8 protein-coding genes are annotated in these 14,742 nt (G+C 67.2%); 2 read left to right on the top strand and 6 right to left on the bottom strand.

Features of this window, described 5'->3' with window-relative positions:
- Nucleotides 1-325: 325 nt before the first annotated feature.
- The 3 genes from ACZYZ3_RS15975 to ACZYZ3_RS15965 are packed head-to-tail and all read right to left on the bottom strand — an operon-like array spanning nt 326 to nt 7,861.
- Complete coding sequence (locus ACZYZ3_RS15975; protein ID WP_463964793.1) at nt 326-4,039, bottom strand: 1,4-alpha-glucan branching enzyme; 3,714 nt, start codon at nt 4,037-4,039, stop codon at nt 326-328.
- A gap of 1 nt (nt 4,040) precedes the next feature.
- Nucleotides 4,041-5,837 carry a maltose alpha-D-glucosyltransferase gene (treS, locus tag ACZYZ3_RS15970; RefSeq protein WP_463964792.1) on the bottom strand — a complete coding sequence of 599 codons (1,797 nt, stop codon included), beginning with the start codon at nt 5,835-5,837 and terminating at the stop codon, nt 4,041-4,043.
- Nucleotides 5,834-7,861 carry an alpha-1,4-glucan--maltose-1-phosphate maltosyltransferase gene (locus ACZYZ3_RS15965; protein ID WP_463964796.1) on the bottom strand — a complete coding sequence of 676 codons (2,028 nt, stop codon included), beginning with the start codon at nt 7,859-7,861 and terminating at the stop codon, nt 5,834-5,836. Before ACZYZ3_RS15965 ends, treS begins: the two co-directional genes overlap by 4 nt.
- Before the next feature lie 195 nt (nt 7,862-8,056).
- Between ACZYZ3_RS15965 and glgP the strand changes: the two genes are divergently transcribed.
- Nucleotides 8,057-10,675: an alpha-glucan family phosphorylase gene (gene glgP, locus ACZYZ3_RS15960; RefSeq protein WP_463964791.1), complete on the top strand. Its 2,619-nt coding sequence runs from the start codon at nt 8,057-8,059 to the stop codon at nt 10,673-10,675.
- A gap of 97 nt (nt 10,676-10,772) precedes the next feature.
- On the opposite strand, the gene ACZYZ3_RS15955 is transcribed toward glgP, so the two are convergent.
- The 3 genes from ACZYZ3_RS15955 to glgX are packed head-to-tail and all read right to left on the bottom strand — an operon-like array spanning nt 10,773 to nt 13,799.
- A complete protein-coding gene (locus ACZYZ3_RS15955) occupies nt 10,773-11,129 on the bottom strand; it encodes a barstar family protein (RefSeq protein ID WP_463964790.1) in 357 nt (118 codons plus the stop codon).
- Nucleotides 11,130-11,136: 7 nt separating this feature from the next.
- Nucleotides 11,137-11,649, bottom strand: a complete 513-nt coding sequence (locus ACZYZ3_RS15950) for a guanyl-specific ribonuclease (RefSeq protein WP_463964789.1) — start codon at nt 11,647-11,649, stop codon at nt 11,137-11,139.
- A gap of 35 nt (nt 11,650-11,684) precedes the next feature.
- A complete protein-coding gene (glgX, locus tag ACZYZ3_RS15945) occupies nt 11,685-13,799 on the bottom strand; it encodes a glycogen debranching protein GlgX (RefSeq protein ID WP_463964788.1) in 2,115 nt (704 codons plus the stop codon).
- A 115-nt stretch (nt 13,800-13,914) separates the two neighbouring features.
- Here glgX and ACZYZ3_RS15940 point away from each other — a divergent pair, with 115 nt between their 5' ends.
- The gene (locus ACZYZ3_RS15940; protein WP_463964787.1) at nt 13,915-14,718 is read left to right on the top strand and encodes a carbon-nitrogen hydrolase family protein; all 804 of its coding nucleotides are present in this window, start codon (nt 13,915-13,917) and stop codon (nt 14,716-14,718) included.
- Nucleotides 14,719-14,742: the final 24 nt, after the last annotated feature.

The following is a 14,742-nucleotide window of genomic DNA, read 5'->3' as shown; positions in this document are numbered from 1 at the left end:
ACACTATTGAGTTCTCAAACAACAGACACACCCGGCACCACCACAACCTCAGCCGTGGATCGCTCCGGAGCAACTTCCCAAACTTACCCGGCCGCTTCACCCTTGTCAAATCGGCGATCCCGACTCAGTCTTGCCGTGAGGCATCTGGGTCATGGTGGCCGTTCAACTCCGGGGAGCAGCGCGGAAATAAACTCTACCACCACTTCGCCCTACTGACAAAGACGCCCCAAGGCGGGCTGCGGCAGGGCATCAAAAAGCCCGGAATCGCGGGGATTCCGGGCCCTTCGACGACGCCGAGCCGGCCGTTACGGGCGGCAGTCCGGCGTCAGCCCACCGGTTTGAAGAACGCGGCACCCAGCGGGGGCAGCGTGACACTAAGGGTGGCCGGCTGGCCGTCGATGGCCAGATCCGGGGCCGTGAGGGTCCCCTCGTTCAGGACACCGGAACCGCCGTACACGTCGGCGTCGGTGTTCAGCACTTCCTGCCACTGCCCCGCCGAGGGGACCCCCAACCGGAAGTCCGCATGGGGGGCCCCCGAGAAGTTGAACGCACACACCAGCGGGTTGCCCGCGGTATCCCGGCGGATGAAGGTCAGGACGTTGCGGTTGGAGTCCCCGCCGTTGATCCACTGGAAGCCGGCGGGATCGTTATCCTGCTCGTAGAGCGCCGGGGTGGCGGTGTAGAGCTCATTGAGGTCCTTGGTCAGGAGCTGTATCCCGCGGTGCGCCGGATTCTCCGCCAGCCACCAGTCCAGGCCGTGCTGCTCGGACCATTCAGCTTCCTGGCCGAATTCGGTGCCCATGAAGATCAGCTGCTTGCCCGGGTGGGCCCACTGGTAGCCCAGGAAGGCACGCAGGTTCGCCAGCTGCTGCCAGCGGTCCCCCGGCATCTTCCGCAGCATCGAACCCTTGCCGTGCACGACCTCGTCATGGCTGATCGGCAGCAGGAAGTTCTCCGTGAAGGCGTAGACCAGGGAGAAGGTGACGGTCCCGTGGTGCCACCGGCGGTTGAAGGGATCCTCGGCCATATATTTGAGCGAGTCATGCATCCAGCCCATGTTCCACTTGATCCCGAAACCCAGGCCGCCCTGGCTTGTGGGCGCCGTGACACCGGGGAAGGCGGTGGATTCCTCGGCGATCATGACCGCACCGGGGTGCGTTTTGTAGACCGTGGCGTTGACCTCCTGCAGGAAGGAGATGGCCTCGAGGTTTTCCCGCCCGCCGAAGCGGTTCGGCTGCCACTGCCCCTCCTCGCGGGAGTAGTCGAGATAGAGCATCGACGCCACTGCATCCACGCGCAGGCCGTCGATGTGGAATTCGTCGAGCCAGTAGAGCGCGTTCGCGACCAGGAAGTTGCGCACCTCACTGCGGCCGTAGTCAAAGATGAGCGTTCCCCAGTCCGGGTGCTCGCCCAGGTTGGGGTCGGAGTGCTCATACAGCGCTTCGCCGTCGAACCGGGCCAGTGCCCACTCATCCTTGGGGAAGTGCGCCGGCACCCAGTCCAGCAGCACACCGATGCCGGCCTGGTGGAGTTCATCCACGAGGTACCGGAATTCGTCGGGGTGGCCGAAGCGCGACGTCGGGGCGAAGTAGGACGTGACCTGATAGCCCCAGGACCCGCCGAACGGGTGCTCCGCGACCGGCATGAACTCCACATGCGAGAAGCCAAGCCACTTGACGTATTCGACCAGTTCCTTGGCCAGTTCCCGGTAGCTGAGCCCGACCCGCCAGGAGCCGAGGTGCACTTCATAGACGCTCATCGGCGAGTTGTGCGGATCCCGTGCGGCGCGGGCTTCCATCCACTCCGCATCCCGGAAGGCATAGGCGGGCTCCACGACACGCGATGCCGTCAGCGGCGGAACCTCCGTGCCAAAGGCCAGCGGATCCGCCTTCTCGACCCAGAAGCCGTGGCTGGTCCGGATCTCGAATTTGTAGCACGCCCCTGCCAAAACGCCGGGGATAAAGACTTCCCAGACTCCGGAGGAGCCGAGGGACCGCATCGAGTGCTGACGGCCGTCCCAGCCGTTGAAATCGCCCTTGACGCGGACTGCCTGGGCGTTCGGCGCCCACACGGCGAAGGACACGCCGTCGACGTCGCCCAGGGCGGACTTGTAGTGCTGGACGTGCGCGCCGAGCACATCCCAGAGGCGCTCGTGGCGGCCTTCGCCGATCAGGTGAAGGTCGAGCTCGCCAATGGTGGGCAGGTACCGGTACGGGTCGTCCGCGGGCTCCGGCGCCTTGCCCTCGTAGCTGACTTCCAGCCGGTAGTCGGGCACGTGGCCCGTCTCCAGCGGCTCCAGCACGGCAACCCACACCCCGCCGGACTCGTGCATCATCGGGAAAGTGCCGGCCGCCGTCACAACGGAGACGGCTTCGGCGAGGTGCTTGACCGTGCGGATAGTGACGTGGCCGTGGTCATCGAGGTGCGCGCCCAGGACCGAGTGCGGCGCGTGGTGTTCGCCGGCGGCGACCCTCGCCAGGGTGTCCGCATCCACTGGCAGGGGACTTCCGGGACGATCGATACGTGCTGAACCTGTCATTTCAATACCTTCCGCTGCGGCTTCGGCAGGAACGCCGGAGCCTGTACTGCCGAGGAGACGACGTGATGCGTGGACCGGAATGGAGAGCCAGTCCGGCCTGTTCCGTAGTTCGTAGATGACTTCGTACAGGGCCTTGTCGAGCCACAGCGCAACGAAGAGCGGGGAATCGCGGTCGATGCCGCCGGGGATGACTTCGGCGTAGCCGGCCAGGAAGGCTTCGGCACAGTCGTCCACCCAGGCCGCCGGGACGTCCGCCTCCGGCTGCTCGCGGACGGCCGCTCCGGCTGCGTAGTCAAAAGACCGCAGCATTCCGACGACGTCACGCAGCGGTACGTCGGGGAAATTGCGTTCTGAGATGGGCCGGAGGGGTTCCCCCTCGAAGTCGAGGATGGCCCAGCGCGGCGCCTTCCCGGCGCCGCCCGGAACCTGCAGGATCTGGCCAAGGTGGAGGTCACCGTGGATCCGCTGCAGGGGTCCGGCGCCGCTGCCCTGGAGGCGCTCCAGGAGCCGGTCCAGCGCCGCACCATAAGGGCCGACAGCGGGCCCGGCCTGCGCCCAGGACTGCCGCACCCGCTGTGCTACGCCGGGCGCAATGTCGCCGCCCGGCACCGATTCGGAAGCGATGCCCAGTGCCTGGGCCAGCCGGCGGTGCACCGTGGCGGTCGCGGCGCCCAGGTCGCGGGCTTCGACGGTGAAATCCCGGCCTTTACTCGCCGCGTCGACGGCCAATGCCCAGGCGTCCAGGCCGCCGGCGAGGAACTCGTGCGCCACGGCCAGTTCGCAGCGCGCGGGGCGGGCGTTCGGCGCCCCGGCGGGTGCCTCTGCCCACTCCCCGGTCACCCAGCCGAGGGTGGCCGGCACTTCAACGGTGCGCTCTGCGGTCAGGGCGGCGCCGATTTCCACCTCCGGGTTCTGGCCCTCGGAGAGCACCCGGAAGAACTTCAGGATCGCGGCTGACTCGCCGTCGTCGACGATCACGGAAGTGTTCGACTGCTCCCCGGAGAGGACCTTGACGACGCCGGTGGCGCGGGGCAGGACGTAGCCGGACTCCACGAGGTGGCCGGTGGCGTTTCCGGCCGGGGTGGTCCCGCCGTGGCGCATGAGTTCCAGCCACGCCGCGATGAACCCGGCGTCGTGGACGCCGTCGTAAATCCACAGGGCGCCGGGAGCTCCGGCTTCCTGGCCCTCAGCGCCGGCGGGGACGGCGTCGGAAAGCTGCCCGATCAGCGCCGATTCCGCCCCTGGCAGGGGCGCGCGGCGGATGCTGAGCGGGACCTGCACGACGTCGGTCCGCGAGCCGTCCGGCGTCGGGTAGCTAACGGCCAGCAGCAGCACCTCAAGGTCCGCGACGGCTGAAGCGCCGCCCGGACCGCCGGCCAGGCGCAGTCCCCCGGCCTGCTCGAAACTGAACGCAGCGCTCTTGACGGGGAACCAGCGCTGGCGCGGAAGCCAGCCGCCGAGCAGTCCGCTCAGGGCCGGGGTAAGGGTGGGTCGAGACATGTCAGCCTTCGATGGAAAGGATCGGCATGGCCTGGGTGTGGGGCGATGTCGGGTTGGAGGCAGCAGAACGGATCCGCAGCCAGAAGAAGTCGTGGCTGCCCAGGGTCAGCGTCAGGGTTCCGTCGTCGGAGATCCCCGGGAATGCCTGGCCGCCGAACACGTCCCGGAGGCCGCGTCCCGCGAACCGCGGCACCCGCAGCGTGGTGGCCACCGGATGCTGGGACAGGTTGAAGGCGCACAGGATAGTTTCGCCGTCCTCGCCGGCCGAGTTGCCTTCCGGCAGTTCGCGCAGGTAGGCAAGGACGACGTCGTGGTCCGCCTCGACATGCTCAAAGCCGCCCAGCCCGAAGGCGGGGTGGTTCTTCCGGACGCTGAGGATCTGGCGCGTCCAACGCAGCAGCGAGCCCGAGTGGGCGGCCTCGGCCTCGACGTTGGCCATGCTGTAGTTGTAGACCAGCGACTGGATCACCGGCAGGTACAGCTTGCCGGGGTCCGCGCTGGAGAACCCGGCGTTGCGATCCGGGTTCCATTGCATCGGGGTGCGCACGGCGTCGCGGTCCTCGAGCCAGATGTTGTCCCCCATGCCGATCTCGTCCCCGTAGTAGAGGAACGGGCTGCCGGGCAGGGACAGCAGCAGGGCGTTGATGAGCTCGATCTCCGAGCGGGAATTGTCCAGCAGCGGCGCGAGCCGGCGGCGGATCCCGATGTTGGCGCGCATGCGCGGGTCCGGTGCGTACCAGCCAAGCATGGCCGCGCGCTCGTCGGCGGTCACCATTTCCAGCGTCAGCTCGTCGTGGTTCCGCAGGAAAGTGCCCCACTGGGCGCCTTCGGGAATCGCCGGGGTGTCCTTCATCGTCTCGATGATGGGGGCGGCCTTCTGGTCCCGCAGCGCGTAGTACAGGCGCGGCATGATCGGGAAGTGGAAGGCCATGTGGCATTCCGGTTCCGCTTCGGTCCCGAAGTACTCAACCACTTCGGCCGGCGGCTGGTTGGCCTCGGCGATGATTACGCGGCCCGGGTAACTTTCATCGACCATCTTGCGCAGCTTGCGGAGGAACTCGTGGGTCTGCGGCAGGTTCTCGCAGTTGGTGCCTTCCTCCTCGAAGAGGTACGGGATGGCGTCAGCGCGGAAGCCGTCGATGCCCTGGTCCAGCCAGAAGCGCACGACGTCGAAGAGGGCATCGATGACTTTGGGGTTCTCGAAGTTGAGGTCCGGCTGGTGGCTGAAGAAGCGGTGCCAGAAGAATTGGCGCCGGATCGGGTCGAAGGTCCAGTTGGATTCCTCGGTGTCCACGAAGATGATGCGGGCATCTTCGTATTTCTCGTCCGTATCGCTCCAGACGTAGAAATCGCCGAACGGTCCGTCGGGATCCTTGCGGGACTCCTGGAACCAGGGGTGCTGGTCGGAGGTGTGGTTCAGCGGAAGGTCAATGATCACGCGGACGCCGCGGGCGTGGGCTTCCGCGACGAGGCGCTTGAAATCGCTGATGGTGCCGAACTCGTCGAGCACGGAGTTGTAATCCGAGATGTCGTAGCCGCCGTCACGGAGCGGGGACTGGAAGAACGGCGGGAGCCACAGGCAATCGACGCCGAGCCACTGAAGGTAGTCCAGCTTCTCGATCAGCCCGTGGAAGTCGCCGGAGCCGTCGCCGTTTCCGTCGGCAAAGCCGCGGACCAGCACCTCGTAGAAGACCGCCTTGCGGTACCAGTGCGGATCGTGTTGGAGGCCGGGCGCGTTCAACTCATAGGATCCCTTCGAGCTGTAGTGCTGGTTGGGATTTGACGGGCTGAAACTCACTGGTGGTGCCTCCGGATGCTAAGAATGTGCGCTGGCTCGACATGGGCGTCCAGCCGGACGTAGTTGTATTCTCCCCATTCCCAGCTCTCGCCGGTCACCAGATCATCCACCATGAACCGGCCATTGTGCGTCAGGTCGTCCGCGTCGAGCTCCAGCGCCGCCAGATCCAGCGTGACCGTGCTTTCGCGGATGCCGTGCGGATCCACGTTGACGACGATGATCAGGGTGTCCTTGGTGCCGTCGGGGAGGGTCTTGTGCTTCGAATAGACGACGGTGGCGTTGTCCGTGCTCTCGTGCACCGTCAGGTTCTGCAGGTCCCCCAGGGCGGGGTGGGCGCGCCGGATCGTGTTCAGCCGGGTCAGGTACGGGGCCAGCGTCCGGCCGGATTCGGCCGCCGCGTCCCAGTCGCGGGCCTTGTACTCGAACTTCTCGTTGTCGATGTACTCCTCGGCACCGGGCCGGGCCACGTGCTCAAAGAGTTCGAAGCCGGCGTAGACGCCCCAGCTGGGACTCGCGGTGGCAGCGAGCGCCGCCCGGATCTTGAACGCGGGCGGACCGCCGTACTGCAGGAATTCGGTCAGGATGTCCGGGGTGTTGACGAAGAAGTTAGGCCGGAAGTAGGCAGGGGACTCGTGGCTGACCTCCTGGAAGTATTCCTCCAGCTCCTCCTTGGTGTTCCGCCAGGTGAAGTAGGTGTAGGACTGCTGGAAGCCGGCACGGCCCAGTGCGTGCATCATGGCCGGGCGGGTGAAGGCCTCGGCGAGGAAGACGACGTCGGGGTGCTTCTTGTTGACCTTGGCGATCAGCCATTCCCAGAACCACACCGGCTTGGTGTGCGGGTTGTCGACGCGGAAGATCTTGACGCCGTGGCTCACCCAGAGGAAGACAATGCGCAGGATCTCATTGGACAGGCCCGCGGGATCGTTGTCGAAGTTGAGCGGGAAGATGTCCTGGTATTTTTTCGGCGGGTTCTCCGCGTAGGCAATGCTGCCGTCGACGCGGGTGGTGAACCACTCGGGGTGGCTTTCGACCCAGGGGTGGTCCGGCGCGGCCTGCAGGGCAAAGTCCAGGGCCACTTCCAGGCCCAGCTCTCCGGCCCGCGCCACGAAGGCATCGAAGTCCTCGAAGGTGCCCAAATCCGGGTGGATGGCGTCGTGGCCGCCCTCCCTGGCCCCGATGGCCCAGGGGGAGCCGGGATCGTGCGGTCCGGCGAGCAGGGTGTTGTTCGGGCCCTTGCGGTGCTGGCTGCCGATCGGGTGGATCGGCGGCATGTAGATGATATCGAAGCCCATGGCCGCGACGGCGTCGAGGCGCTGGGCGGCGGTGCGGAAGGTTCCGGAGGTCCACTCACCCGTTTCGTGGTTGCGGACGGCGCCCTCGGACCGGGGGAAGAACTCGTACCAGGCGCCCCTGGCGGCGAGCTCCCGCTCCACCAGCAGGGGGTACTTCTCGGAAACGGTGATCTGCTCGCGGATCGGCTGGCGTTCGATGACGGCGGCGACCTCAGCGCTGAATCCTGCGGCGAGGCGTTCCTCAGCGGTCTTGCTGGTGTCGTTGAGCCCGACGACGGCCATCCGCAGGGTCCGCCGGTCCCCGGACGGGCGGGAGGAGTCCTCGGAGGCCGCGGCGAGCAGCGCGGCGCCCTCTGCGAGCATCAGCTCGACGTCGATCCCGGCTTCCACCTTCACCTCGGCGTTGTGGTGCCACGTGCCATAGCTGTCGTGCCAGGCCTCGATCACAAAGGACCAGTCGCCGGTGCCGGAGGGGGTCAGGAGCCCTTCCCAGCGGTCGGTTCCCATGCCGCGCGGGCCCCGGGGCGTGGAGAGGCGGACGCGCTGGCGTTCCTTTCCCCGGGGGTCGAGCAGGACGGCGCTGACACCGAGCCGGTCGTGGCCCTCACGGAAGGCGGTGGCGCCTACCACCAGGGTTTCCCCCACCGAGGCTTTGGCGGGGAATTTGCCGCCTTCAACGGCAGGCTGCACGGCGGTGATCGGGAAACGGCCAAAGCGAAGGCCCTCCGTCATCAGGGCCTTAGGCTTTTGCTTGGACACGGCACTGGTTCGCGGGTTAGTCGTCACAGCCACGACGTTATCGACAAATCGGCCAGATTGCTAAGCCTGCTCACTTTTTCCGGGGTTTCCCGGGGGCCGGAACGTCATTTATGCGAAAGAAACTTAAACCGGTTCCGAGCCTCCAACTTGTCGGTTAGTGTTTCGCAGGTGAAGGCAATCCGCAGATTTACCGTCCGAACCGTACTTCCCGAGTCGATCCGGCCGCTGGCCAGGCTGGCCACCAACCTCCGGTGGTCCTGGCACCGGCCCACCCGGGAGCTTTTCGAGGGCCTGAACCCGAAGATCTGGGCGCAGAGCGACCACGATCCCGTGACCTTCCTCGGCCTGGTGAGCCGGGAGGAGCTGCAGCGCCTCGCCGCGGACCTGGACGTGGTGCGACGGGTCCACGCGGCTGCCGAGGACCTCGACCGGTATCTCGAGGCGCCCCGGTGGTACCAGAGCCTCGGCGACGGCGCACCGGCGTGCATCGCCTACTTCTCCCCCGAGTTCGGCATCACCGAAGTGTTGCCGCAGTACTCCGGCGGCCTCGGCATCCTCGCCGGCGACCACCTGAAGGCAGCCTCGGACCTGGGCGTGCCGCTGATCGGCGTCGGCCTGCTGTACCAGGCGGGCTATTTCAAGCAGTCGCTGTCCCGTGACGCCTGGCAGCAGGAAACCTATCCGGTCCTGGATCCGGACGGGCTGCCGCTGACGCTCCTGCGCGAGTCCTCTGCTGACGGCAACGGCAAGCCCATCCAGATTTCGCTGCCGCTGCCCAACGGCCGGCGGCTGCTGGCGCACGTCTGGCGCGCCGACGTCGGGCGTGTCCCGCTGCTGCTGCTGGACTCCAACGTTCCGGGCAACGACGAGGCTGCACGCGGGATCACGGACCGCCTGTACGGCGGCGGCGGCGACCACCGGCTCCAGCAGGAACTCCTGCTCGGCATGGGCGGGGTGAAGGCACTGCGTGTCTTCCAGAAACTCACCGGCAGCCCCGCGCCGGAAGTCTTCCACACCAACGAAGGCCACGCAGGATTCCTCGGCGTGGAGCGGATCCAGGAAATGATGTCCGCCGAAGAGCCGCTGAGCTGGCAAGAGGCGCTGGCCGCCGGCCGCGCCTCCACCGTGTTCACGACCCACACCCCCGTCCCGGCCGGCATTGACCGCTTCGAGGTCTCGCAGATCCAGCACTTCTTCGACGCCGGGCTGGCCCCGGACGTGCCGGTGGCAAAGATCCTGAACCTGGGCCGCGAGGACTACACGGATGGCAACCCGTTCGTGTTCAACATGGCCGTGATGGGCCTGCGGCTGGCCCAGCGTGCCAACGGCGTGGCCAAGCTGCACGGTGTGGTGTCCCGCGGAATGTTCTCGGCGCTGTGGCCCGGGTTCGACCACTCGGAGGTGCCTATCACCTCGGTCACCAACGGTGTGCACGTGCCCACCTGGGTGGACCCGCGCGTCACGGCACTGGCGCGTGAGCGGTTCGGCGCCGACGCGGAAGAGCAGGGCCGCTGGGACCTCGCCTACAACGTCAGCGACGAGGACCTCTGGGCCCTGCGCCGGGAGATGCGGGTGTCCCTCGTGGAGGACGTCCGGCGACGGCTCCGGGCCGCCTGGAAGAAGCGCGGCGCAGCCGACGCTGAGCTCGCGTGGACGGATGCCGTGCTGGATCCGGACGTCCTGACCATCGGCTTCGCCCGGCGTGTGCCGACCTACAAGCGGCTCACCCTGATGCTGCGCGAACCCGAGCGGCTTAAAGCCCTGCTGCTGCACAAGACCCACCCGATCCAGCTGGTCATTGCGGGCAAGTCGCACCCGGCCGATGACGCGGGCAAGAAGATGATCCAGGACCTCGTCCGGTTCACCGACGACCCGGCGGTCCGGCACCGGATCGTGTTCCTGCCCAACTACGACATCGCCATGGCCCGGACCCTGTTCCCGGGGTGCGACGTGTGGCTGAACAATCCGCTGCGCCCGCTCGAGGCGTGCGGCACCTCCGGCATGAAGGCCGCCCTGAACGGCTCGCTCAACCTCTCGGTCCTGGACGGCTGGTGGGATGAGATGTTCGACGGCGAGAACGGCTGGGCGATTCCGACCGCGAACAACGACGCCTCCCCCGAGGAACGCGATGACATCGAGGCGGCTGCGCTGTACGAGTTGCTGGAGACGCAGGTGGCCCCCCGCTTCTACGGGCTGACGGTGTCGGACGGCGCCGGTGCCGCCGGGCCTTCCCAGCCGGGCCGGCAGACGGTGCCCACGCATTGGGTTTCGATGATCAAGCACACCATGTCCCATCTGGGCCCGGCGGTCTCCGCGGACCGGATGCTCAAGGACTACGTCAACGTCCTGTACCGGCCGGCCGCCGTCGCTGGCCGCCGGGCCGGAGCGGACAATTTTGCCGAGGCCAAGGCTCTCGCGGCCTGGATTTCCCGGGTCCGGGCATCCTGGCCGCAGATTCAGGTGGAGCATGTGGACTCGGTAGGCGTCTCGGAGGACCCGCAGATCGGCGATATCCTCCAGGTCAACGCTTACGTGGCCCTGCACGACGTCACCCCGGATGATGTCTCCGTCGAGGTTGCCTACGGCAAGGCGGAGGACAGCGACGAACTGGCCGACGTCACCGTGGCCGAGCTCAAAGCGGTGGAAGACCTCGGCAGGGGCCGGCACCTCTTCAGCGGAACCCTGGTGATCGACCGGTCCGGTTCCTTTGGCTACACGGTCCGTGTGCTCCCGAAGCATGAGGCCCTTGCGTCCAAGGCGGAGCTGGGCCTGATCGTCAACGCCTGAGCCGCTGGCCGGCTGCCGGCACGCCGGGACGCCGGGACGATCAACACCAGCGCCGCACGCCGGAAGCCCGGGATGCGGCGCTGGTGTCTATCCGGGCTCAGAGGCAAACGGCAATGACGGCCAGGCTCCTGCCGGCGTAGCGTTCGGCGTCCTGCAGGATTTCGCAGATGACACCGAACGCCCGGTCCGAGCGGAACGCAGCCGGCACCTCCCAGATGAAGGTGATCGGGGACTGGCCGTCGTCGGCGACGGCATCGGCGAAGTCGTGCAGGGAGTCGTTGAGCGCGTCCAGGTTCACGCCATAGTCCGCCGGGAAGTCCAGGGTCTCCGCGAACGTCTCGAGGACCGTCCGTTTGGTGTCGGCGGCGGGAATCAGCACGGCGCGCCGTCCGGCGTCCGCCACCAGGGCCTGCAGTTCCTCGATGGTCCAGGTGTCTGCGGAGTAGATCTTCATGGGTTCCTTACTGGCCTTCGATGATGAATTTGAACGAGTTGTAATGGTCCGGTGTGTAGTATTTCCCGCCGGCTTGCCCGGCCACGATCCGTCGGGCTCCACGGTCGGATTCACCCGGGGTCCTGACCGTGTATTCCCTGTAATAGCCGGATGGCTTCCGCGGAAGAATGCGCTCGAAGTTGCCGAACGTGACGTCGTCCCTGCTGTAGGGATACGGCCCTCCCCTGGCGATGAGCGCGAGGGTCTGGCGCGCTTCGGCGGGAAGCTCCGAGGCCTTCACCTCCGGCAGCCCGGACGGGTTGGCGGGTGCAGGCGGGGCAGCCGGTGCGGAAGCCCCGGGCTCAGCAGTGCGCGGCTGGACGGTACTGGGCCGGGCGGTACCGGACGCCGCCGGGCCGGCGCCCGGCGTGCCGGCGTCGGACGGCGTCGTTCCGGCCCCCGGGACCCCTGCCAGCACGAATGCCAGCACCGCCAGTCCGAACATCAGGGCAAGCAGGGCAGTCAGCCGCTGGACCTTCATTCGCAGTGTTCCTTCTGCCTGGAGGGAGGGCCGGGCTAGGTGCGGTAGATGTTGATGGAATTGGCCTGCACGACGTCCCGTTCACCGGACGCGACCCGGACGCCCTGGCGCCGGTCGTGGAGCCCCGAGGTGGTCAGGCGCAGCTCGAAGAGCCGGCTGCCGGTCCCCACCTCATTGCTGAGCAGCGGCAGCGTGACCTTGATGTCCTTGGCGCCGCCGTTGACCACCACGAGCCCGTCCACATGGCCGTCGTCGGACCCGAGCAGCAGCTGCACCACCCGGTGCCCCGGGTCCTGCCAGCGCTCCCCGGCCATCGGCTCGCCGCACTCGTCGAACCAGTGGAAGTATGACTGTTTTTCGCGGGTCGGGTAGTCATGCGGCTGCCCGGCCAGGAACTCCTTGCGGAGCCGGATCACCCGCTTGGTGGTGCGCAGCATCGAGTGGGATTCGGGCGTGCTGGTCCAGTCGATCCAGGCGAGGGGGTTGTCCTGGCAGTAGGCGTTGTTGTTGCCCTGCTGGGTGCGGGCGATCTCGTCGCCGGCAGTGATCATGGGCACGCCCTGGGAGATCATCAGCGACGCCATCAGGTTGCGGCTGGACTGCGCACGCCGGGCGAGGATATCCTCGTCCTCCGTGGGGCCCTCGAAGCCGTGGTTGTAGCTGCGGTTGTCCCCGTGCCCGTCCCGGTTCTGTTCCCCGTTGGCCTCGTTGTGTTTGCGGTCGTAGGACACAAGGTCGGCCAGGGTGAAGCCGTCATGGGCGGTGACGAGGTTGACCGAAGCGAGCCGGGACCGGCCGGACGGTTCAAACAGGCTCGCGGAGCCGGAGAGCGCGTCCGCGAGCCGGGCCACCGAGCCGCCCTGCCCGCCGCCGTCGATTGCGGCGCGGTCAGCGAGCCAGAAGCTGCGGACGGCGTCGCGGAAGTGGTCGTTCCAGTCCACCCAGCCGGGCGGGAAACGGCCGGTCTGCCAGCCGCCATAGCCGATGTCCCAGGGCTCGGCGATGAGCTTGGAGGCCGACAGCACCGGGTCGGCCCCGATTGCCACCAGGAACGGGTGCCGGGGATCGAACTCGTTGGCGGCGTTGCGGGCCAGCGTCACGGCAAGGTCAAAGCGGAAGCCGTCGATGTGGAACTCGGTCACCCAGTACCGCAGCGAATCGAGCACCAGCTGCACCACACGGGGCTCGCCGAAGTCCAGGGAGTTGCCGCATCCGGTGGTGTCCACGTACCTGCCGTGGCCGTCATTGCGGTAGTAGGCCATTTCACCCAGACCCCGGAAGCTGAGGGTCCGGCCGTCCCTGCCGCCCTCGGCCGTGTGGTTGTAGACGACGTCGAGGATGACCTCGAGGCCGGCGTCGTGCAGCAGCTTAACCATGCCCTTGAACTCGTCCTGGACGGCCTTCGGGCCCGCTGCCTGCGCGGCCTGGGTGGCATAGCCGGGGTGCGGGGCGAAGAACGCGGCAGTGTTGTAGCCCCAGTAGTTTGTCATGCCGAGATTCTGCAGGTGCGGTTCGTCCACGTGGAAGTGGACCGGAAGGAGCTGCACGGCCGTGATTCCCAGCGCGATCAGGTGCTCGATCATGGCCGGGTGCGCCAGCCCGGCGTAAGTGCCCTGGAGGTCCTCCGGCACGTCGGGGTGCAGCTTGGTCTGGCCGCGGACGTGCGCCTCGTAGATGATGGTGTTGCGCCACGGAGTCCTGGGACCGCGGTCATTGCCCCAGTCGAAATCGCTGTCCATCCGGACGCTCGTGATGAAATCCTCACGCTCGTCCACGGCCCGGCCGTAGGGGTCCAGCAGCAGCGGCTGCTCGCCGCTGCTGTCGAAATCCGTCGCGGGCATGGACAACGGGAGCGCCTCGTGGTCGGGGGTGGCCCGGAATCCGTAGCGCGAACCGGCCGGGATGCCTTCGACGATGCCGTGGTGCACGCCGTCGGTCACGTTCGGCAGTGTCTTGAGCTGCCAGGTGCCCCCGGGTGCCTGGTAGGCAATTTCCAGGGTGGCCACGCCGGGCGCGTAGACAGCCACGTTCGCGAAGGCACTCCGAGGATCGTCCAATGCCGGCGAACCGGTGCTCGGAACGCTGATTCCCAGCGGAAACGCCCGTGAGGCGTCTACGGTGGAGGCTGTGTCTACGTAGGTCATAACCATTGCTTAGAGTTTAGCGGGCCGAACAAATAGACCCGGTTTCTGATTTCCTGACGAAGTGAAGTTTACGGAAAAGCGGCGTTGCATACTTGGACAAGCGCCGAAACTGGAGGTAATAGTGCGGATTGCACTCGCTCAAATCATCGCCGGACGCGATCCGGCCGGAAATCTGTCCCTCGTGGCGGACTACGCGGCCCGCGCCCGAGCAGGCGGGGCGGAGCTCGTGGTGTTCCCCGAGGCCACCATGCGCGCCTTCGGGAACTCGCTGCTGGACATCGCCGAGCCGCTGGACGGCCCGTGGGCATCGCGGCTGCGCAGCATCGCGGCGGAACACGGGATCGTGATCGTCGCCGGGATGTTCACCCCTGGGACAGCGGACGACGGCGGCAAGGTGCGCAACACCCTCCTGGCCACCGGCCGCGGGGTCGAGGCCAGCTACGACAAGATCCACCTCTTCGATGCCTTCGGCTTCGCCGAATCGGACACCGTCGACGCCGGCGCCGAGCCCGTCACCTTCGAAGTCAACGGCGTGACGTTCGGCCTGACGACCTGCTACGACATCCGGTTCCCGGGTCTCTTCACCGAGAATGCGGACCGCGGGGCCGAGGTGAACATTGTCTGTGCTTCCTGGGGATCCGGTCCCGGCAAGGCCGAACAATGGAAGCTTTTGGCCCGCGCCCGCGCCCTGGATTCGACCACTGTGGTCCTCGCCTGCGGCCAGGGCGACCCGGCCAGCCAGGGAATCGAGCCGAAGGGGGCGGCGCCCACCGGCGTCGGGCACTCCGTCGTCGTCTCCCCGCTGGGTGAAGTCCTGGAAGAGCTCGGCGGCGCCCCGGGCCTGCTGTTCGCAAACCTGGACCCCGCCACCGTCAAAGAAGCCCGGGCCAAACTCCCGGTCCTCGCCAACCGCCACAAATTCTAACAACGCGGGGTCACTTCGCGCCCA

The organism is Pseudarthrobacter linnaei (assembly GCF_055412825.1).
This window is presented reverse-complemented; position numbering and strand designations above follow the sequence as displayed.

What these genes read in the sequence shown, in the direction of transcription:
- glgX (WP_463964788.1), bottom strand. Translation starts at nt 13,799, where the DNA reads ATGGTTATGACCTACGTAGACACAGCCTCCACCGTAGACGCCTCACGG.
- ACZYZ3_RS15975 (WP_463964793.1), bottom strand. Translation starts at nt 4,039, where the DNA reads ATGTCTCGACCCACCCTTACCCCGGCCCTGAGCGGACTGCTCGGCGGC.
- ACZYZ3_RS15950 (WP_463964789.1), bottom strand. Translation starts at nt 11,649, where the DNA reads ATGAAGGTCCAGCGGCTGACTGCCCTGCTTGCCCTGATGTTCGGACTG.
- ACZYZ3_RS15965 (WP_463964796.1), bottom strand. Translation starts at nt 7,861, where the DNA reads ATGACGGAGGGCCTTCGCTTTGGCCGTTTCCCGATCACCGCCGTGCAG.
- ACZYZ3_RS15955 (WP_463964790.1), bottom strand. Translation starts at nt 11,129, where the DNA reads ATGAAGATCTACTCCGCAGACACCTGGACCATCGAGGAACTGCAGGCC.